At 64.9% G+C, this 21,346-nt stretch carries 15 protein-coding genes; 10 read left to right on the top strand and 5 right to left on the bottom strand.

Features of this window, described 5'->3' with window-relative positions:
• Positions 1-91 precede the first annotated feature (91 nt).
• The 5 genes from FRZ40_RS02730 to FRZ40_RS02710 all read left to right on the top strand — a co-directional run bounded on the left by FRZ40_RS02730 (position 92) and on the right by FRZ40_RS02710 (position 5,411).
• Positions 92-598, top strand: a complete 507-nt coding sequence (locus FRZ40_RS02730; protein ID WP_147233220.1) for a MerR family transcriptional regulator — start codon at positions 92-94, stop codon at positions 596-598.
• Between the two features lie 92 nt (positions 599-690).
• Entirely contained in the window at positions 691-1,527 is an 837-nt protein-coding gene (locus tag FRZ40_RS02725) for a M90 family metallopeptidase (protein WP_147233219.1), read from the top strand.
• A 169-nt stretch (positions 1,528-1,696) separates the two neighbouring features.
• On the top strand, positions 1,697-1,960 hold the full coding sequence (locus tag FRZ40_RS02720; RefSeq protein WP_028365113.1) for a type B 50S ribosomal protein L31: 264 nt from the start codon (positions 1,697-1,699) through the stop codon (positions 1,958-1,960).
• A gap of 311 nt (positions 1,961-2,271) precedes the next feature.
• Positions 2,272-4,029, top strand: a complete 1,758-nt coding sequence (locus FRZ40_RS02715; protein ID WP_028365114.1) for an ArnT family glycosyltransferase — start codon at positions 2,272-2,274, stop codon at positions 4,027-4,029.
• A gap of 2 nt (positions 4,030-4,031) precedes the next feature.
• A complete protein-coding gene (locus FRZ40_RS02710) occupies positions 4,032-5,411 on the top strand; it encodes an MATE family efflux transporter (protein WP_147234755.1) in 1,380 nt (459 codons plus the stop codon).
• 205 nt (positions 5,412-5,616) lie between these two features.
• Here the strand turns inward: FRZ40_RS02710 and FRZ40_RS02705 are convergent, their stop codons facing one another.
• Both FRZ40_RS02705 and FRZ40_RS02700 read right to left on the bottom strand, forming a co-directional pair.
• Complete coding sequence (locus FRZ40_RS02705) at positions 5,617-6,024, bottom strand: carboxymuconolactone decarboxylase family protein (protein ID WP_147233218.1); 408 nt, start codon at positions 6,022-6,024, stop codon at positions 5,617-5,619.
• A complete protein-coding gene (locus tag FRZ40_RS02700) occupies positions 6,021-6,437 on the bottom strand; it encodes a MerR family transcriptional regulator (protein ID WP_147233216.1) in 417 nt (138 codons plus the stop codon). Before FRZ40_RS02700 ends, FRZ40_RS02705 begins: the two co-directional genes overlap by 4 nt.
• 168 nt (positions 6,438-6,605) lie before the next feature.
• On the opposite strand from FRZ40_RS02700, the gene FRZ40_RS02695 reads away from it, so the two are divergent.
• The 4 genes from FRZ40_RS02695 to FRZ40_RS02680 all read left to right on the top strand — a co-directional run bounded on the left by FRZ40_RS02695 (position 6,606) and on the right by FRZ40_RS02680 (position 16,389).
• A complete protein-coding gene (locus FRZ40_RS02695; RefSeq protein WP_147234754.1) occupies positions 6,606-12,686 on the top strand; it encodes an alpha-2-macroglobulin family protein in 6,081 nt (2,026 codons plus the stop codon).
• Between the two features lie 15 nt (positions 12,687-12,701).
• Entirely contained in the window at positions 12,702-15,068 is a 2,367-nt protein-coding gene (gene pbpC, locus FRZ40_RS02690) for a penicillin-binding protein 1C (RefSeq protein ID WP_147233214.1), read from the top strand.
• 181 nt (positions 15,069-15,249) lie between these two features.
• Positions 15,250-15,816: a ComEA family DNA-binding protein gene (locus FRZ40_RS02685; protein WP_028365120.1), complete on the top strand. Its 567-nt coding sequence runs from the start codon at positions 15,250-15,252 to the stop codon at positions 15,814-15,816.
• A 129-nt stretch (positions 15,817-15,945) separates the two neighbouring features.
• Complete coding sequence (locus FRZ40_RS02680) at positions 15,946-16,389, top strand: YidB family protein (protein ID WP_028365121.1); 444 nt, start codon at positions 15,946-15,948, stop codon at positions 16,387-16,389.
• Between the two features lie 142 nt (positions 16,390-16,531).
• On the opposite strand, the gene clpB is transcribed toward FRZ40_RS02680, so the two are convergent.
• A complete protein-coding gene (gene clpB / locus FRZ40_RS02675; RefSeq protein ID WP_147233212.1) occupies positions 16,532-19,129 on the bottom strand; it encodes an ATP-dependent chaperone ClpB in 2,598 nt (865 codons plus the stop codon).
• Between the two features lie 334 nt (positions 19,130-19,463).
• Positions 19,464-19,961, bottom strand: a complete 498-nt coding sequence (locus tag FRZ40_RS02670; protein WP_028365123.1) for an Rrf2 family transcriptional regulator — start codon at positions 19,959-19,961, stop codon at positions 19,464-19,466.
• A 237-nt stretch (positions 19,962-20,198) separates the two neighbouring features.
• On the opposite strand from FRZ40_RS02670, the gene FRZ40_RS02665 reads away from it, so the two are divergent.
• Positions 20,199-20,759, top strand: a complete 561-nt coding sequence (locus FRZ40_RS02665; protein ID WP_147233210.1) for a group III truncated hemoglobin — start codon at positions 20,199-20,201, stop codon at positions 20,757-20,759.
• Positions 20,760-20,869: 110 nt separating this feature from the next.
• Here FRZ40_RS02665 and moaE read toward each other — a convergent pair whose 3' ends face one another.
• Entirely contained in the window at positions 20,870-21,346 is a 477-nt protein-coding gene (gene moaE / locus FRZ40_RS02660; RefSeq protein ID WP_147233208.1) for a molybdopterin synthase catalytic subunit MoaE, read from the bottom strand.

Genomic DNA, 21,346 nt, shown 5'->3' with positions numbered 1-21,346 from the left:
CTTTTGCGCACTTCGCTGCGTACCCGGTCGTGCGTGAATGCGGAAGCAATACGTTTATCTATAATGCTTCACGCCGATCAGCAAAGCCGACATGCCGAACGCCGACTCTTCCACTCTGCTCACCGTGCGCGACGCCGCCGAGCGTCTGAACGTCACGCCGCGTACGCTCAAGTACTACGAGGAGCGCGGACTTGTGACGCCCAGCCGCAGCGAGGGCCGCTATCGCCTTTACGACGAGGACGACCTCGAACGCTTTTCGCGCATCCTGCGTCTGCGCGCACTCGGTTTCTCGCTCGCGGGCATCACCGAAATGCTGAAGCGTCCGCTCGAAAACACGGAAAGCGGACGGCGCGGCTATTCGATGGAATCGCTGCAGCAGATTCGCGACGGTCTCGCCCAGCAAGTCGAATCGCTCGACGCACGGATCGAATCCGTGCAGCGCGAACTGAAGGAAGCACAAAAGCTGAAAGCCGAACTGAGCGACGACCTGGATTACGTGCAGCGGCGCCTCGCGGGCGAAAGCGCCGACGATCTGATCCAGAGGCGACGCGCAGCGGCGGCATTGAAGCGCGGCGCGGGCAAAGGCGCGAAGACGTGAGCGCCGTGATGCAGCCCGCCACCACGCGCGTTTAGAATCGTCCCAGTTCTCACGCCCCCTCGATCACACAAGCGAAGACCGACCACCGCGCGATGTTTTCGAAACTCACTCAATGGCTCGACACGCGCCGCCGCGATCGCGCGCTGCGCACCCACGCGATCGACGACGCGCTCTGGCAAGCGACGCTCGATGGATTGCCGTTTCTTTCCTGGCTTACACCCGCCGATCTTCAGCGGTTGCGCGACATGACGAGCCTGTTCATCGCGCAGAAGGAGTTCTCGACGGCACATGACCTCGAACTCACCGATCAGATCACCGTCGCGATCGCCGTCCAGGCCTGCTTGCCCGTGCTGAATCTCGGGCTGGAGCTGTATCGCGGCTGGGTCGGCGTGATCGTCTATCCGGGCGAGTTCGTGATCCGCAAAACGGTCGAAGACGAGGACGGCGTCGTGCATGAAGTCGAGCACGACGCGAGCGGCGAAGCGTGGGAAGGCGGCCCCGTGATTCTGTCGTGGGAAGACGCGCAGATGACGGACGGCGCGGACGCGTACAACGTCGTGATCCACGAGTTCGCGCATAAGATCGACATGGTGACGGGCGAAGCCGACGGCCACCCGCCCCTCTTTCGCAAGCTGCACGCGCCGCTCGATGCCACGCAGTGGGCCGATGTGTTCGACCACGCGTACGACCAGTTCTGCACCAAAGTGGATGCCGTGCCGGACCGGCGCTGGGCGCGCTTCGAGCGCGAATCGCTGATCGATCCCTATGCGAGCGATCATCCGTCGGAATTTTTTGCCGTGTGCAGCGAAGCGCTGTTCGTGAAACCGCGCGAGTTCGAAGCGGAGTACCCCGAACTGTATCGCCTGCTCGCGCGCTATTACCGGCAGGATCCCGCGCGCACGGGCGCGCTGGACAGCGCGAACCCATGAACGCCCGAAAACGGGCACGCACGCCCTACCGTGCGAAAAAACCTCCGCAAACCTCGTCAACCGCCTGATTTTCTGGCATAATCCCCGTTTTTCGACCTTAGGCAAGTGGCTCGCGGTTGCGGAATTCTCCGGCTCCCGGGTTGGCTACCGCCAGATTAAAGGAAAGACCATGAAAGAAGGCATTCACCCGAATTACCGCGAAGTCCTGTTCATCGACATGTCGAACGACTTCAAGTTCGTGACGCGCTCGACCATCCAGACGCGTGAAACGGCCGAATTCAACGGCAAGGAATACCCGCTGGCGAAGATCGAAGTTTCGTCGGAGTCGCATCCGTTCTACACGGGCCAGCAAAAGATCATGGACACGGCAGGCCGCGTCGAGAAGTTCAACAAGAAGTTCGGCGCCCGCGCTTCGGGCAAGGCCGTGAAGTAATATCCCGTGCTGGCCCCGACTTTCGTCCGGGCCGCTACGATGCAAAAAGGGCAGCGCAAGCTGCCCTTTTTTATCGGCGGAAGGTTTGTGAACGAGCGCTCGCGATCCGCTCGCCGTCGCCCGTCCGGGTATCCGTCCGGGTATCCGTCCGGGTATCCGTCCGGGTATCCGTCCGTAAGGCTCGCCGCAAGCCACCCTGTGACGTGCACCGCGCCGCCCGTCTACAATGCCGCATGCCTGAATAAGCGACGCCTCCCGCGCTGCGTCAATAACTCACGGCTGCCGCCCGCGCAGCCCCACACGAACACCGCATGAGATCTGTCGTTCGCCTGACTGCCTCCGCCACCAGTGCGCTGCCGCGCTGGATGCTGCTTACCATCTGCGTCGTGTACGCGTCGTTCGGCCTGTTCGGACGCGACCCGTGGAAGAACGAGGACGCAGCCGGCTTCGGCGTCATGTGGACGATGGCCAACGGCTCGCTGCACGACTGGCTGCTGCCGAATCTCGTCGGCAAATACATGACGTCCGACGCGCCGCTCGGCTACTGGCTGGGCGCGAGCGCGATCCGCGTGCTCGACCCGCTCGTCGACGCGAGCAATGCGTCGCGCGTATTCACGGGACTGCTGTTCTGCGCGGCGTGCGCGTTCGTCTGGTACGCAGCCTATCTGCTCGGCCGCCGTCCGGAAGTGCAGCCCTTCAAATACGCATTCGGCGGCGAGCCGGAACCGCGCGACTATGGCCGCACGCTCGGCGACGGCGCGCTGCTGATCCTGCTCGCCACCTTCGGTCTCGCCGAGCGCGGCCACGAAACCACGCCGCAGATCGCGCAATTCGTCTGCATCGCGATGCTCGTGTACGGCCTCGTGCGGATGATCGACAAGCCCGTCCAGGGCGCGCTGATCTGGGGTTGCGCGATCGGCCTCGTGACGTTGACGAGCAGTCCCGTGCTGGTCGGCGCGCTGCTGATCGGCACCTTCGCAATGATGGTGATCGTCCACGACACGCACTGGCGCACGCTGATGCTCGCCGGTTTGCCCGTCGCGCTGGCGCTGTCGGTCGTGTGGCCGCTCACGGCCATCGCGCTGTTCCCGGACGATGCCGTCTGGTTCCTGCATCAATGGATGCGCGGCAGCCTGCACACGTTCCAGGGCCCGTATGGTTCGACGCTGAAATACGCCGTCAAGAACCTGCCCCTCTTCACCTGGCCCGCATGGCCGCTTGCGATCTGGGCATGGTTCAGCTGGGCAGGCCTGCGCCGCGCGCCGCACGTCGCGATTCCGCTGTCGGTGATCGCGCCGCTGCTGATTCTCGTCGTGCTGCAAAGCCAGGGGACGAACCGTCTCTACATGCTGCTGACGCCCGCGCTCGCCGTGATCGCCGCCTTCGCGCTGCCGACGCTCAAGCGCGGCGCGATTAACGCAATCGACTGGTTCGCGGTGCTGAGCTTCACCGTGCTCGGCACGTTCGTGTGGCTGGTGTGGCTCGCGGGCATGACGGGCTATCCGCATCAGCTCGCGCGCAATCTCTCGCGCCTCGCGCCCGGCTTCACGCCGCAGTTCAAGATCCTGTCGTTCGTCTGCGCGGTCGCCGTGACCGTCTGCTGGTTCGCGCTGGTGCAATGGCGCGTGGCGCGGCATCCGAAGGTGCTGTGGCGCAGCGTCGTGCTGTCGAGCGCGGGCACCACGCTGATGTGGGTGCTGCTGATGACGCTGTGGCTGCCCGTCGTCAACTACAGCCGTACGTACAAGGACGTCGCGCAGCAGATCTCCGCTCACCTGCCGTCCGACTACAACTGCATTTCGCCCGTGCGTCTCGGCGACGCGCAGATCGCGACGTTCGCCTATTTCGGCGATATGCATTTTTCGTTCGATGAAGACTGCGACGTGATCCTGCGTCAGGACACGCAGGATTTCGGCGAGCCGAGTGCGATGTCGAACTTCGTGTGGAAGCTTGTCTGGGAAGGCCGCCGCGTCGCCGACCGCGACGAGCGCTTCCGTCTGTACGTGCGCATCGACCGTCCGCAGCCGCCCGTCAAGCGCCGTCCGTGGCGTCCGAAGAAAAGCGGCTGACCATGTTCGCCGACGTGCGGAAAATCGCCGGGCTCGCGTGGCCCGTGCTGATCGGCCAGCTGGCGATCATCGCGTTCGGCGTGATGGACACGGCGATGGTCGGCCGCTTCTCGGCGACCGATCTTGCGGCGCTCGGGCTCGGCGCGTCGATCTATATCTCGGTGTACATCGGCCTGACGGGCATTCTGACGGCGCTGCAGCCGATCGCCGGTCAGCTGTACGGCGCCGCGCGCTATGAGGAGATCGGCGAGGAAGTACGACAAGCGCTGTGGCTCGCGCTGGCGCTCGCCGCGATCGGCTTTCTGATTCTCTATTTCCCTCACCCGTTGCTGCAACTGGCGCGCGCGCCCGAGGCGTTGCGCGAGCGCACCGTGTCGTATCTGCAGATTCTCGCGTTCGGCCTGCCGGCGAGTCTCGCGTTTCGCGTCTATAGCTCGCTGACGAATGCCGTCGGCCAGCCGCGGCTCGTGATGATTCTGCAGATCGGCGCCTTGCTGCTCAAGGTGCCGCTCAACCTGCTGCTGATTTTCGGCGCGCCCGGCGTGCCGGCGCTTGGCGGTCCGGGCGCGGCGCTCGCGAGCATCGTGATCAACTGGACGCTCGCCGTGGTCGGCATGCTCGTGATGACGAAGCTGGACGTATTCCGGCCGTTCGCGATCTTCCGGCATTTCTGCTGGCCCGCATGGCGGCGGCAGGCGGCCCAGCTGAAGCTCGGCGTGCCGATGGGGTTGTCGTATCTGATCGAAGTCACGTCGTACACGTTCATGGCGCTCTTCATCGCGCGATTCGGCACGACGACGCTCGCCGGCCATCAGATCGCGGGCAACATCGGCGCGGTGCTCTACATGACGCCGCTGTCGATCGGGATCGCCACCTCGACACTCGTCGCGCAGGCGCTCGGCGCGCATCGTTACGAAGCGGCACGCACGCTCGCGAGGCATGGCATCGCGATGGCCGTGGCGATCGCGTGCTGCTACGGCGTGATCGTGCTTGCGCTGCGGCCCGTCATCATCGCGGGCTACACGCCGAACGCGCATGTCGCGCAGGCGGCCATGCCGCTCGTGCTGATCGTCGTGTTCTACCATCTGTGCGATGCGTTGCAGATCACGTCGGCTTTCGTGCTGCGCGCGTATCGCGTGGCCGTCGTGCCGACTGTGATCTATGCCGTCGCTTTGTGGGGCGTGGGGCTCGGCGGCGGCTATGCGCTCGGCTTCGATGTCGGCGGATGGGTGCCCGATCCGTTCACGGGCGCACGCGGGTTCTGGCTCGCGAATACGGCGAGTCTGCTGATTGCGGGCATCGGTCTCGCGTTGTATTTGCGCAGGATCAGCGCGCGATCCGTGCGCCCGGGCGCCGTGCAGCAGGCGGATAGCGCGGCCTGAACGAAGCCAGCCGTCGTGCGCATGCCGGCGGCAACGGCAACGCAACGCGCCGGCGTATGCGCATCGGCATTCCGAACGGCATGCCGACCCTCTCCCCTTAAAGACCGAGGGTTAAGGCTCACCGCTTCCGAAATTTCCGAGACGAGCACGGAAACAGACCGTTAGTTGCGATTCGGTCCTTCTCTCCGGGCACGCCGCTAACGACTCACGCAGCGGCCTGCATCTCCTCCTCATCGCGCCGCACGAACACCTCACGCGCCGCGAACAACGCGTTCAGCGCCGCCGGGAAACCTGCATACACGGCCATCTGCATGAACACCTCGACGATTTCGTCGCGCGTGCATCCGACATTCAAGGCCGCCTCGATATGCACCTTGAGTTGGGGCTGCGCGTTGCCGAGCGCCGCCAGCGCCGCGATCGTCGCGATTTCGCGTGCCCGCAGATCCAGTTGCGGGCGGCTGTACACATCGCCGAACGGGAATTCGATCAGGAGCCGCGCGAAATCCGGCGCGATGGGCGCCAGCGACGCGATCACCTTCTCCCCTGCCGTGCCGTCGATTTCCTTCAACTTTGCCCAGCCGCGTGCGTAGCGATCGTCGTGTGCGTGATTCATGGCGAGTCCTTTACGAATGAGTTGTGGATATGCCCTGTCGATGCCACCTCACGTTCGGCCGCCTCGTAGTAGGCGATCTTGTCGGTGATCGCGGCGAGACTGGTCTGCAAACCGGCGATGCGTGCGAGCACGCCATCGCGATGCGCCTCGAGCATCGCCCGCCGCGCGCCGAACGTCGCGTCGCCTTCGGCGCGCAACGCCGCGAACGCCTGCATGCCCGCGATGGACATGCCCGTCGCTTTCAGGCGCATGACGAACTGCAGCCAGTCGAGATCGGCGGGCGAGTACAGACGATGTCCCGAATCCGTGCGCCCGACGGGCCGCAGCAACCCGGCCTGCTCGTAGTAGCGCAGCGTATGCGTGGAGACGCCGCTCGACGCGGCGACCTGACCGATGGTGAGAGGTTTCGACATGACGGAACTCAGGTTAGGACTTCGAGTGAACTCTAAGTCAAGTGCTATCTGATGGGTGTGCAGATGCCGGCGTCATCCTACCTGTGAAGCAGGTTGGGAACGTCAAAAGCGTCGGTTAGAATCGGCTGCAATCCGAAAGAAAGACAAATGAAACCGGGAGCGCAGTCGATGCAAAGCGGCACCATCAATCGTCAACGGAAATGGGCCGCAGCAGCGGCTGCGATGCTCGGCCTTTTCATCGCGCTCATCACGCTCACGTGGCGCGCCGATGCAGCACGCATCACGCAGGTTTCGCCGCAGGGCAAGGTCGCGCAAGTCAGACAGGTCGTCGTCAAGTTCGACGAGTCGATGGTCGCGTTCGGCGCGCCCGATCTGCCCGCGCCCGCGCGCATCAAGTGCAACGACGCGTCCGCCAGCGCCGGCCAGCCACGCTGGATCGACGACAAGACCTGGGCGTGGGACTTCAGCGCGGATCTGCCGCCCGGCGTCGCCTGTTCCGTCGATCTGAACGACGGACTGAAATCGTCGGCGGGCCATGCGTTGACGGGCCCGCGTCACTACGCGTTCGAAACGGGCGGCCCGTTCGTGTTGAACGTTCAGCCCTACGGCGGCGAAATCGAGGAAAACCAGGCGTTCGTCGTGCGGCTGAACGGTCCCGCGACGGATGCGTCCGTGCTTCAGCACGTGTGGTGCGAATCGAGCGGGCTCGGCAACCGGATTCCCGTGAAGAACGTCGATGCCGCGACCCGCACCGAGCTCCTCAAGCGCTTCCGTCTGCAAAAGGAAGCGGCGCGCGTGCTGACGCTGCAATGCCAGCAGGCGTTGCCGTCGGGCGCCAAGGCGCAGCTCGTGTATGGCAAGGGCGTCGCAAGTCCGGGCGGCATCGCCAACGACGTCGAGCGGCGCTTCGACTTCACCGTGCGCGAACCGTTCGCCGCGAGCTTCAGCTGCGAGCGCGAGAACGCGAAGGCGCCGTGTACGCCGCTGCGGCCGCTGCGCGTGCAGTTCAACGCCCCCATCCTGCGCACCGATGCCGGGCAGATCCGGCTCAAGGGGCCGAACGGCGAGATCAAGCCCGCCTTTTCCCCAGACGACAAGGATCCGCAAACCACGACGATCGAATTCGCCGCGCCGCTGCCCGAGCGCGCCGACCTGAGCATCGAGCTGCCCGCGAATCTCAAGGACGTCAGCGGCCGTGCACTGACCAATGCGGACCTGTTCCCGCTCAAGACGACGACAGCGCCGCTGCCGCCGCTCGCGAAGTTTTCGTCGGGCACGTTCGGCATCGTCGAGCGTTTCGCGGAACGGGACATGCCCGCGCTCGTGCCCGTCACCTTGCGCAACGTGGAAGCCGATCTGCATATCGCCGGGCTCAACGCGGGCAACGCGCAGTTCACGAAGCTGCGCGTCGACGCCGACAGCGACATCCGCCGCTGGATGCGCAACGTCGATCGCTTCGACGGCTTCATGATGGATCGCCAGTCGATCAACCAGCAGATGCCGCAACTGCTCGCGCACAATCCGCATCCCGTCATCGTGCCGCGCAGGAGTGAAGGCGCGGACCCGGCCGAAGACGGCAAGAATCCGTTGATCGACGTGCGCTCGCTGTCGCTGCTTGCCGGTCAAAAGAATGTCGAGACGCTCGCGCTGCCCAAAGCCGATCCGAAAGCGTTGCGGCCGTTCGAAGTGGTTGGCGTGCCCGTCACGAAACCCGGCTTCTATGTGATCGAACTCGCGTCGCCCGCGCTCGGCGCGTCGCTGCTCGGCAAGCAGGCGCCCATGTACGTGCGCACGGCCGTGCTCGTCACGAACCTCGGCGTGCATTTCAAGCAGGGGCGCGAGAACAGCGTCGTCTGGGTCACGACGCTCGACAAGGGCCAGCCCGTGCCGGACGCCGACGTGCACGTGAGCGACTGCAACGGCGACGAACTCGCGTCGGGCAAGACGGACGCGCACGGCGTGCTGACGATCAACCAGTCGCTGACGTCGCGCAACGAATGCAAGGACGACAGCTTCGAGGGCTTCTTCGTATCGGCGCGCATCGACGATCCGGCGACGGGCCATGACATGGCGTTCGTGCGCTCCGACTGGAATCGCGGCATCGAAGCGTGGCGCTTCAACGTGCCGACGGATACGGGCATCGAGCAAAGCGTGCGCGCGCATACCGTGTTCGACCGGACACTGCTGCGCGCGGGCGAGACAGTATCGATGAAGCACATGATCCGCGTCGAGACGATGCACGGCTTCGCGTTTCCGAAGACTTATCCGACGCGCCTGACTATCCGTCATCTCGGCAGCGGACAGACGTGGCACATGCCTTTGAAGTGGGCCGCCGATCACACGGCCGATTCGACCTTTGCCATTCCGGCTGCGGCGAAGCTCGGCGAATACAGCGTGTTGCTGGATGACGGCGACGTGAATGCGGCATCGAACGACACGCCAAATACCGAAGGCGACGACAACGAAGACAGCTCCGCCGATTCCGCGCGCCACAGCTATTCGTCCGGCAGCTTCCGTGTCGAGGAATTCCGTCTGCCCGTGTTCAAAGGCACGATCGCCGTGCGCGACGAGAAGAATCGTCCCCTCGTCGCCGCAAGCGAAGCACCCGTTACGCTGCAGATCGACTACATGTCGGGCGGCGGCGCGTCGGGCCTGCCCGTGCAGGTGTCGGCGCTGATGAAGAGCGCGACGCCCGCTTTCGCCAGCACGTATCCGGAGTTCAGCTTCGCGCCATACAGGAAGCGCAACGAAGCGAATACGTCGTCTTCGGACAATGAAGAAAGCGAGCAGTCCGACGACGACACGTCCAGGCTGATCGCTGACAAGGAACCCTTGACGCTCGACCGCAACGGCGCGGGCAGTCTCACCTTGAAGAGCGTGCCGCAAGTCGATGCGCCGAAGCGTCTCGCGCTCGAAGCCACCTTTGCCGATCCGAACGGCGAAGTGCAGACGATCAGCGGCAGCGCGACGCTCTGGCCCGCCGCCGTCGTCGCAGGCGTGAAGTCGGGGCAATGGGTGTCGGTGGGCAACACGGTGCCCGTGAAAGCGCTCGCCGTCGATCTGCAAGGCAAGCCGCGCGCAGGCGTGCCGCTCGAAGTGCGCGGCATCGCGCGCATCACGATCACGTCGAGAAAGCGCATGGTCGGCGGCTTCTATGCGTACGACAACCACACGGAAACCAAAGATCTCGGCACGCTGTGCAGCGGCAAGAGCGACGACCACGGCCTGATGAACTGCGACGCGAAGCTCAAGGAAGCCGGCAATGTCGATCTCGTCGTCACGGCGAAGGACGGCGACGGCCACGCGGCGACGGCCGCGACTTCCGTCTGGGTCACGCGCGAAGAAGACTTGTGGTTCGGCGGCGAGAACACCGACCGCATCGACGTGCTGCCCGAAAAGAGCGCCTACGAGCCGGGCGAAACGGCCCGCTTCCAGGTGCGCATGCCCTTCCGCTTCGCGACGGCGCTCGTGGCCGTCGAGCGCGAAGGTATCGTCGAGACGCATGTCGTGAAGCTGGACGGCAAGGATCCGACCGTCGAACTGAAGGTGAACGAAGCCTGGGGGCCGAACGTGTACGTGTCGGTGCTCGCGCTGCGCGGACGCATCCACGACGTGCCGTGGTACTCGTTCTTCACGTGGGGCTGGAAGGCGCCCCTCGAATGGGCGCGTGCGTTCTGGTACGAAGGCCGCTACTACGAGGCGCCGACCCCGCTCGTCGATCTGTCGAAGCCCGCGTTCCGCTACGGTCTCGCTGAAATCAAGGTGGGCACGGCGGCACACAAGCTCGCCGTCACGGTGACGCCGGACGCGAAGTCCTATACGGTGCGCGGCAAGTCGCATGTGAAGCTGCGCGTGCAGATGCCGGGCGGGAAGCCCGCGCCCGCGGGCACGCAGATCGCCGTCGCCGCTGTCGACGAAGCCTTGCTCGAACTGATGCCGAACAACAGCTGGGACGTGCTCGACGCGATGCTGCAACGGCGCGCGTACGGCGTCGAAACGGCGACCGCGCAGATGGAGATCGTCGGGCGCCGCCACTTCGGGCGCAAGGCCGTGCCTGCGGGCGGCGGCGGCGGGCACAGTTCGACGCGCGAGCTGTTCGACACGCTCCTGCTGTGGAATCCGCGCGTGACGCTCGACGCGAATGGCGAAGCGACCGTCGATGTGCCGCTCAACGATGCGCTGACGAGCTTTCGCATCGTCGCAATCGCGGCCGTCGGCGACGGCACGTTCGGCACGGGCAGCACGTCGATCCGCAGCACGCAGGACCTGCAACTGATCTCCGGCTTGCCGCCCCTCGTGCGCGAAGGCGACCAGTTCCGCGCGCAGTTCACGGTGCGCAACACCACGGCGCGGGCGATGAAAGTCGTTGTCACGCCGAACGTGCCGGGTCTGTCGCTGCAGGCGCAAACGGTCGACGTCGCTGCCGATTCCGCGCGCGAAGTCGCATGGACGGTGTCGCCGCCCGATGGACTTTCCGAAGCCTCGCCCGCCGCGCTCACCTGGAAGATCAGCGCGACGGAGCAAGGCGCGTCGCACGCGACAGACGCGTTGAAGATCACGCAGCGCGTGATGGCCGCCATACCCATCACCGTGCAGCAGGCGACGCTCACACAGGTCGACGGCTCGTTCTCGCTGCCCGTCGCCGCGCCGCCGGATGCCACCGCGACGCAAGCGGGCGCGCTGCGCGGCGGCATCGCCGTGTCGCTGCAATCGAAGCTGTCGGACGGCATGCCGGGCGTGCGCCGCTGGTTCGAGCGCTATCCGTACAGCTGTCTCGAACAGCAGACCTCGGTGGCCCTCGGCCTGCGCGATCCGACGCGCTGGCAAGGCGTGCTCGCGCGCATGCCCGTCTATCTCGACAAGGACGGTCTCGCGAACTACTTCCCGCCTGGCGACGACAGCGGCAACACGGGCAGCACGGCATTGACGGCGTATCTGCTGTCCGTCACCGACGAAGCCGCGAAGCTCGATCCGCGCTTCGCGCTGCCCGACGATCTTCGCGCGAAGCTCGAAGGCGGCCTGATCAACTTCGTCGAAGGACGGCTGGAACGCAAGGTCTGGGCGCCGCGCAAGGATCTCGATCTGCGCAAGCTCGCCGCGCTCGAAGCGCTGTCGAGGCATGGCGCCGCGCGCGCCAGCATGCTGGGTTCGATCGAGATTGCGCCGAACCAGTGGCCGACGTCGGCGGTGCTCGACTACTACGCGGTGCTGTCGCGTGTGAAGGACATCGCGCAACGCGATGAAAAGCTCGCCCAGGCCGAGCAAATTATCCGCTCGCGGCTCACGTATCAGGGCACCCGCCTCACCTTCTCGACGGCCGACAACGACGATCTGTGGTGGCTGATGTCGGGCACGGAAACGAACGCGGCCCGCACGGCGCTCACGTTCGTCGATGCGCCCGGCTGGAAGGACGAGATGCCGCGTCTCGTCGCGGGGATGCTCGCGTTGCAGAAGAACGGCGCGTGGCAGACGACGACGGCCAACCTGTGGGGCTCGATTGCCGTGCAGCGCTTCTCGCAGGTGTTCGAGAGCACGCCCGTAACGGGTCAGACGAAGCTGCAGCTCGGCTCGACGGACAAGACCATTTCGTGGAGCCAGCCTGCTTCCGCCGCCGCGAACCATGCGTCCGCCACGGCTGTCACGAAGACCTCCGATATGCGCAGCCAGTTGCTGCCGTGGCCGCCCGAGACGCGCAGCGCGCCGTCCCTCTCGACCACGCTGACGCTGACGCACGACGGCACGGGCAAGCCGTGGGCGACGATCGAAAGTCTCGCGGCCGTCGCGCTGAAAGCGCCATTCGCGGCCGGCTACCGGATCACGAAGACCGTCACGCCCGTCGATCCCGCCGTCAAGGGCGTGAATACGCGCGGCGACATCCTGCGCGTGCATCTGGACATCGTGGCGCAAACGGACATGACCTGGCTCGTCGTCAACGATCCCGTACCGGCGGGCGCGACGATCCTCGGTTCGGGCCTCGGCCGCGATTCCGAAGCGGCGACGCAAGGCGAGAAGTCGAAGGGCGAAGCGTGGCCGGCGTTCGTCGAGCGCGGCTTCGACGGCTATCGCGCGTACTACGATTACGTGCCGAAGGGCACCTTCTCGATCGAGTACACGGTGCGGCTGAACAACGTCGGCACGTTCGGCCTGCCGCCGACGCGCGTCGAAGCGCTCTACGCGCCGTCGACGTTCGGCGTGCTGCCGAACGCGCCCGTCGTCGTCAAACCGGCCGCGGCCGCTGCTGGCAAGTAACAAGGAGGGCGCGCGATGCGTGAATGTGCGAACGCGATGAACGGCCCGTCCACGCTCAAACGGCGATGGCCTCGCGCGTTCGTGCGGATCGCGCTGTGCGTCCTGTTGATTGGCGAGCCGCTCGCCGCGCACGCACTGCCCACTTTCGACGACGTCCGCACGCAATGGCGCAGTTCCGACTGGCTGCTGCTGTCGCGTGACGGCGTGCCGCTGCAACGCACGCGTATCGACCGGACCGAGCGGCGCGGCGACTGGGTCGCGCTCGCCGATGTGTCGCCCGCGCTGCGCGAAGCGATCGTCGTGTCGGAAGACAGACGCTTCTACGAACATAGCGGCGTCGACTGGCGCGGCGCCGCGGCGGCCGCCTGGGCGAATCTGTGGAACACACGCACGCGCGGCGCGTCGACGGTCACGATGCAGCTCACGGGCCTGCTCGACGACGAGCGGCAGCGTTCCGGCCAGCGTTCGATCGCGCAAAAGGCCAATCAGGCTGTCAGCGCGCTGTGGCTCGAACGCACATGGCGCAAGGATCAGATTCTCGAAGCGTATCTGAACCTCGTGCCGTTTCGCGGCGAGACGATCGGTCTGTCCGCGCTGTCGATCACGCTGTTCGGCAAGGCGCCGTCCGGTCTCGACGAGCGGGAAGCCGCCGTCGCCGCAGCATTGATTCGCGCACCGAACGCGCCCTACGCGAAGGTCAGCGAGCGCGCATGCCGCATTCTGCGCGACATGAACGCGCCCGAGCGTTGTGTCAATCTCACCGCCTTCGTGCAGCTCGCGTTCGCGCGCCCTGCTCCCGCGCTGCTGTCCATCTCACCCGATGCGCCGATGCTCGCGCCGCATCTCGCGCGCCGCATCGCGAGCGAAACGCATCCCATAGCGGGCGCACGCGTAACCAGTACGCTCGACGCGAAGCTGCAGCGCTTCGCGAGCGACACGCTCACGCGCACGCTCGTCGAACTGAACGCGCCCGCGCATCCGCGCAACGTGCACGACGGCGCCGTCGTCGTGCTCGATAACGCGACGGGCGACGTGCTCGCGTGGGTCGGCTCGTCGGGCGGACTGTCGGGCGCGCGCGACGTCGACGCCGTGCTCGCGCGCCGCCAGGCAGGCTCGACGTTGAAGCCGTTCCTGTATGCACAAGCCATCGACGAACGGCGGCTCACCACGGCATCGCTGCTCGACGACGCGCCGCTCGATCTCCCTGCAGGCGGCGGCCTCTACATTCCGCAGAACTACGACAAGGACTTCAAGGGCTGGGTGAGCGTGCGCACGGCACTCGGCTCGTCGCTGAACGTGCCCGCCGTGCGCACGCTGGTGATGGTCACGCCGCACCGGTTCGCGAAGACGTTGACCGCGCTCGGCCTGCCGCTCGACCAGAGCGGCGACTACTACGGCTATTCGCTCGCGCTCGGCAGCGCGGACGTGACGCTGCTGTCGCTGACCAATGCGTATCGCGCACTCGCCAACGGCGGCGTCGCCGCGCCGGCCGTCGATGTCGTGCGGCGCCCGCCTGCGCCCGTAGCGCCGCAGCGCGTCTTCAGCCGCGACGCGAGCTACATCATCGCGACAGTCTTGTCGGACAACAACGCGCGCACCCGCACGTTCGGCTTCGACAGCCCGCTCGCAACGCGCTTTTTCTCGGCCGTGAAAACGGGCACCAGCAAGGACATGCGCGACAACTGGACGATCGGCTACACGTCGCGCTACACAGTCGGCGTGTGGGTCGGCAACGCGGACGGCCAGCCGATGTGGGACGTGTCCGGCGTCACGGGCGCCGCGCCCATCTGGGCGGCCATCGTCGGCTATCTGCACCGGCGCGTGCCGAGCGTCGCGCCGCGCGCGCCGGCGGGCGTCGTGCAAACGCGCGTCGCCTTCGACGGTAACATTGAGCCCGCACGCAACGAATGGTTCGTCAGCGGCACGCAAACGCCCATCGTCGGGCTCGCCGCGAATGCCAATCCGACCGATCAGGCGACGTCCGTTTCGCGCGGATCGACCCGGCAAAGCGCGTCGTCGCCGGCGAGCGCCGCGCCACGCATCGGCTCGCCCGCCGACGGCACGCTGTTCGCGCTCGATCCCGACATCCCGGCCACGCGCCAGCGCATCATGTTCGAGCGCGCCAGCGGCTCGTCGGGGCACAGCAGCTGGCGGCTCGACGGCAAGCCGCTCGGCCGCGACGAGCGCGTGCTGTGGCTGCCGTGGCCGGGCCGTCACGTGCTCGAACTCGTCGATGCAGACGGCGCGAGCGCCGATTCGGTGCATTTCGAAGTGCGTGGCGCGGCGGCTCGCCAATCCACGCCGCCGCACAGTATCGGCGTGCCTCCAACTCCTCTGACATCCACCCGGCAAGACCGCACAGCGAACGGGCAAAAGCTTTAAATTTGGTGTGCCCGCATTGTCTTGTCACGATTCGGACGGTATAAATCGGCCGATTCGCGCATCGTTGCGCGCTGCCCGGTTAAACAGGACAGTAAATTGTCCTATGCTTGAACGCAGTGCTTGCTCAAATGAAAGCGTCGTCCGTTCCGGCTACCTGTTTGCCCTCAATGGAGTGATTGCCATGTTGAAAAAGCTGTTGATGCTGTGCGTTGCGCTCGTGCTGTCGCTGTCGGCGGGATTCGCGGCCGCCGTCGAAGTCAATTCGGCCGATCAGGCCGCGCTCGAGTCGGTCAAGGGCATCGGCCCTGCCCATGCGAAAGCGATCATCGACGAACGCACGAAAAACGGGCCCTTCAAGGACGCCGACGATCTCGCCAACCGGGTCAAGGGGATCGGCCAGAAGTCGGTGAAGAATCTCGAAGCAGCGGGCCTCACGATCAACGGCTCGTCCGCGCCGCCGTCGGGTGCGCCGGCGAAGTCGACGGCCGCGACGCCGGCGACGACGTCGAAGTCCGCGCCTGCGCCCGCGGCCACCACGACGCAGAACCCGATGCAAACGACGGCACCCGCTGCAGCATCGGACGCAAAAGCATCGAAGTCGAAGAAGAAGAGCAAGGCCGACGCGGCCGCGGCATCGGCGCCTGCGGCCACGGCGGCATCCGCACCCGCGATGGCATCGGACACGACCGCTTCGAAGTCGAAGAAAGCGAAGAAGAGCAAGGCTGCGTCCGCTGCATCGGGCGCATAAGGACGCGCAATCGGCCAGCGTCCGGCGGCCACACTGCCACGATCAATGGTGCCGCGCTCCGCGCGGCGTTTCGTTCCCTGCCGGCGCACGCTCGATGCGCGACGCGCCGGCTTCTCAAGAGAGATTGTCATGAGCCTACTCGACACCCTCGGTTCCATGCTGGGCGGCGGCGAATCGCCGCAAGGCGGCGGCCAGGCGGCGCTGATGAGCGCCGCGCTCGAATTCATCAATAACCAGCCGGGCGGCCTGAACGGGCTGATCCAGCGCTTCCAGCAGAACGGCGCGGGCGACATCATCAACTCGTGGGTCGGCACGGGCGAGAACCAGCCGATCGCCGCCGACACGCTGCATAACGTGCTCGGCTCGGAAGCCGTGACCAGCATGGCGGCGAAGATCGGCGTCGAGCCGTCGATGGTGACGGGCCTGCTGTCGCAAGTGCTGCCGCACGTCGTCAACGCGGCGACGCCGAACGGCGAAGTGCCCGCCGACGGCAAGGTCGACGCAGGCGGCCTGTCGGGAGCGCTGGGCGCACTCGGCCAGATCGCGGGCATGTTCGGCAACAAGAACGCCTGAGTTTCTGCGTCCTGTCCTATCCGCGCGGCTTGCCTGAAGCGCCGCGCAAAAACAAAAAGGGCAACGAATCGCTTCGTTGCCCTTTTGTTTTTTCATGTGAAACGGTTGCGCCGCTCTGCGACGCAACGCGTTCCCGTACCGCTTAGTGAACCACCCGCTCAAACACGAGCTTGCCGTTGTCGACCTCGACGGGGATCACGTCCTTCGGACCGAACCTGCCCGCCAGAATCAGCTTCGCGACAGGGTTCTCGATCTCCTGCTGGATCGCGCGCTTCAACGGCCGCGCGCCAAACAGCGGGTCATAGCCGACCTTGCCGATCAACTCCAGCGCCGCGTCCGACACGACCAGCTGCATGTCGAGCTTCGCGAGCCGCTCGTGCACGCGTTCCAGCTGGATCTTCGCGATCGACTGGATGTTCGAGCGATCGAGCGCGTGGAACACGACTACGTCGTCGATCCGGTTCAGGAATTCCGGCCGGAAATGCAGCTTCACTTCTTCCCAGACGGCGTCCTTCACGGCGTCCTGCGGCTCGCCGACCATCGACTGGATCACCTGCGAGCCAAGGTTCGACGTCATCACGATCACCGTGTTCTTGAAGTCCACGGTGCGGCCCTGGCCGTCCGTCATGCGGCCGTCGTCGAGCACCTGCAGCAGCACGTTGAAGACGTCAGGATGTGCCTTCTCGATTTCGTCGAGCAGGATTACGCTATACGGCTTGCGGCGCACCGCTTCCGTCAGATAGCCGCCTTCCTCGTAACCGACGTAGCCGGGCGGCGCACCGATCAGACGCGCGACGCTGTGCTTCTCCATGAACTCGCTCATGTCGATGCGGATGAGGTGGTCCTCCGCGTCGAACAGGAATGCCGCGAGCGCCTTGCACAGCTCCGTCTTGCCGACACCCGTCGGTCCCAGGAACAGGAACGAGCCGTACGGACGGTTCGGATCCGACAGACCGGCGCGCGAACGGCGGATCGCATCGGCCACTGCACTGATCGCTTCATCCTGGCCGACCACGCGCTGATGCAGCTTCTCTTCGATCTGCAGCAGTTTCTCGCGCTCGCCCTGCATCATGCGCGACACGGGGATGCCCGTTGCGCGCGACACGACTTCCGCGATTTCTTCGGCGCCGACCTGCGTGCGCAGCAAGCGCGGACGCGTCGGATTGCTCTGCTCTTCCGCCTCGGCCTTCGTGACCGCTCTCAGTTGCTGCTCGAGTTGCGGCAGCTTGCCGTACTGCAGTTCGGCGACCTTCTCCAGCTTGCCTTCGCGTTGCAGACGCGTGATTTCGGCGCGCGTCTTCTCGATCTCTTCCTTCAACTGCGCGCTGCCCTGCACGGCCGCTTTTTCCGCCGTCCAGATTTCTTCGAGATCCGAATATTCGCGATCCAGCCGCTCGATTTCTTCCTCGATCAGTTGCAGACGCTTCTGCGACGCTTCGTCCTTCTCCTTCTTCACGGCCTCGCGCTCGATCTTCAGCTGGATGCGGCGACGGTCGAGCCGGTCCATCTCTTCAGGCTTCGAGTCGATTTCCATCTTGATCTTCGACGCGGCTTCGTCGATCAGGTCGATCGCCTTGTCGGGCAGGAAGCGGTCCGTGATGTAGCGATGCGACAGTTCTGCCGCCGCGACGATGGCCGGGTCGGTGATGTCGACGCCGTGGTGCAGTTCATAGCGCTCCTGCAAGCCGCGCAGGATTGCGATGGTCGCCTCGACGGAAGGCTCGTCGACGAGCACTTTCTGGAAGCGGCGCTCCAGCGCGGCATCCTTCTCGATGTACTTGCGATATTCGTCGAGCGTGGTCGCGCCGACGCAGTGCAACTCGCCGCGCGACAGCGCCGGCTTCAGCATGTTGCCCGCGTCCATCGCGCCTTCGGCCTTGCCCGCGCCGACCATCGTATGAATTTCATCGATGAAGACGATGGTCTGGCCTTCGTCCTTCGCGATGTCGTTGAGCACGGCCTTCAGGCGCTCTTCGAACTCGCCGCGATACTTCGCGCCCGCGAGCAGCGCCGCCATGTCGAGCGACAGCACGCGCTTGCCCTTCAGCGTCTCGGGCACTTCGCCGTTGACGATGCGCTGCGCGAGACCTTCGACGATCGCCGTCTTGCCGACGCCCGGCTCACCGATCAGCACCGGATTGTTCTTGGTGCGGCGCTGCAGGATCTGGATCGAACGGCGGATTTCGTCGTCGCGGCCGATCACCGGGTCGAGCTTGCCCGCGCGGGCGCGCTCGGTCAGGTCGATCGTGTATTTCTTGAGCGCTTCGCGCTGGCTTTCGGCGTCCTGGCTGTGCACCTGCGCGCCGCCGCGCACGGCAACGATGGCCGCTTCGAGCGACTTGCGCGACAGGCCGTGCTCGCGCGCGAGACGTCCGGCTTCGCCTTTGTCGTCAGCGACGGCGAGCAGGAACATTTCGCTCGCGATGTAGGTGTCATTGAGCTTCTGCGCTTCCTTGTCGGCCTGATTCAACAGACCTGTGAGATCGCGCCCGATCTGCACGTTGCCGTCCGTGCCCCGCACTTGCGGCAGACGCGTGATCCCGTCGGCCAGCGCGGTTTGCAGCGCCTGCACATGAACGCCGGCGCGCGCCAGCAGCGAGCGCGCGGAGCCGTCCTGCTGCGCGACGAGCGCGGCGAGCAGATGAACGGGCTCGATGTACTGATTGTCATGGCCGACGGCAAGGCTCTGCGCGTCGGCTAGCGCTTCCTGGAATTTAGTGGTGAGTTTGTCGACTCTCATCAAGAGACCTCCAATTTCGATTACCACCAAAATGAGGCGTTTTATTCGGGTTTCAAGCGCTTTTTTGGACGAAGAAGAGAGAATTTGTGAGCGGCCCGCACGAACGTACGGGCCGCGAAGGCGACGCGGGGACAGAGGTCAGTGTAGCCCGGCGGAGGGTCGGATGGAAGGAAGGCGGCAGCGAGAACACGCGGCGCAATGCCGCGACCTGAGCGGTTCGCGCGAGCGCGTCTCAGGCTTCAGGCTTCAGGCTTCAGGCTTCAGGCTTCAGGCTTCAGGCTTCAGGCTTCAGGCATCATGGCCGTGAAACAGGACGCCCGCACCTGCATGACGCTCAGGTGCCCGTCGAGACGACGGGCACAATTGGCACGACGACGGCTGACGGCTTGAGCCCGAGCAGCGACATCAACGGCGATGCCGGTTCGGCGATATCGCGGATCGTATAGTTGTCGAGTTCGCGGAAAAAAGCATCGCGTGCCGATTCAAGAATGCTCTTCAGCCTGCATTGCGACTGAATGACACACTCGCGATGTGCCCCGCTCGGATCGGTGCCGTTCAGACACGTGACGAGCGCGAAGTCGCTCTCGGCTGCGCGTACCACTTCGCCGACCGTCAGCGACGACGAATGCTCATACAGCCGCAGACCGCCGTTGCGTCCGCGCACGGTTTCGACCCAGCCGAGTTCGGCGAGCCGCTGAACCACCTTCATCAGATGATTCTTCGATATGCCATAGGCGTCGGAGATGTCCTGTATCGTTGCCAGTCCTTCGGATCGAACTGCGAGGTAAAGCAGCACGCGCAGCGAGTAATCGGTATAGTCTGTGAGTCTCATTGAAAGGCAAATCGCGACGGAGACGGCATGCGGAATGTTCACGCCAGCTCCACTAACGCCTGTACTGCAGCGTGCAATAACATGCATTTAAAACACATCTTATTGCCGCATTTATCTCGTTATTTCGCGTAACTATAAACGCTAACTTTCGTTTGAAGCGCATTTTTTTCTGAATTAATAAACACGCCTCCAACATTTGCGTCTGCGCATTTGGCGCGACTCACTTTTGTTCCAGATATGAAGTCTGAAATTACTGCAGATATTCCCGCCGTCGACCGGCTTGCCACCCGGTATGCGGAACCCACTGAAGAGAACATCCGCGAACTCGTCTATGCGTTCTATGATCGCGTGCGCGCCGACGTGCTGCTCGGTCCCGCCTTCGAGCAGAAGCTCGCGGGACGCTGGGACGAGCATCTGCCGAAAATGTGCGTGTTCTGGGGGTCGCTGGTGCTGGGCGCGAAGCAGTATCGGGGCAACGTGCAGCAGGCGCATATGCCGCTCGAAGGCCTCGAGTCGCGCCATTTCAGCCGCTGGCTGTACCTGTTCCTGGATACGGTCGAGTCACGCTACGAGCCCGCCGCCGCTGTCCGCTTCATGGAACCGGCGCTGCGTATCGCACAGAGCCTGCAGTTGAGCAAATTCGGCTGGGACTACCAGATTCCCGCCGAACAGCAGGCGCTGCTGGAACGCATCGCGCCGCGCCGCCGCCCGCGCGACGAACACGAAGCCGAGCATGCGCGTCCGGGTGGCGAGCCGTTTCCCGCCAAAATCATCGGAAAATCGCGGGACGATGATTGACTGAAGCTAACGCCGGCGATTTAACAATTGCCATTCGACAATCGCGATTCGACATTTGAAACCGATAAATCGCGCCGGCGTTAATTGTTGAAGCGTTCAACGAATAACGTTTAATCCGCTTTCGAATTCAGCGATTCGAGTCCCCAGCGCGCAAGCGCTTCGTCGTCGGTGACGCGCGCGTCGACCCAGCGCTCGCCGCTTACGGTTTTTTCCTTTTTCCAGAACGGCGCCTGGGTTTTCAGATAGTCCATCACGAATTCGCACGACGCGAACGCGTTCCCGCGATGCTTCGACGTCGTCGCGACCAGCACGATCTGGTCGAGCGGCATCAGCTTGCCGACGCGGTGCACGATCAGCACTTCGGTGCCCGGCCAGCGCTCGCGCGCGGCCTCGACGATCGCTTCCAGCGACTTCTCCGTCATGCCCGGATAATGCTCGAGCTCCATCGTCTCGACGGTTTCACCTTCGTTGATGTCGCGCACCGTGCCGACGAAGCACGCGACGGCGCCCACCTTCGGGTTCTGCGCGCGCAACGCGGCCACTTCCGTCGACAGATCGAAATCTTCAGTCTGAACGCGCACGGTCAT

The sequence above is a fragment of the Paraburkholderia azotifigens genome, from assembly GCF_007995085.1.
Classification (GTDB): domain Bacteria; phylum Pseudomonadota; class Gammaproteobacteria; order Burkholderiales; family Burkholderiaceae; genus Paraburkholderia; species Paraburkholderia azotifigens.
This window is presented reverse-complemented; position numbering and strand designations above follow the sequence as displayed.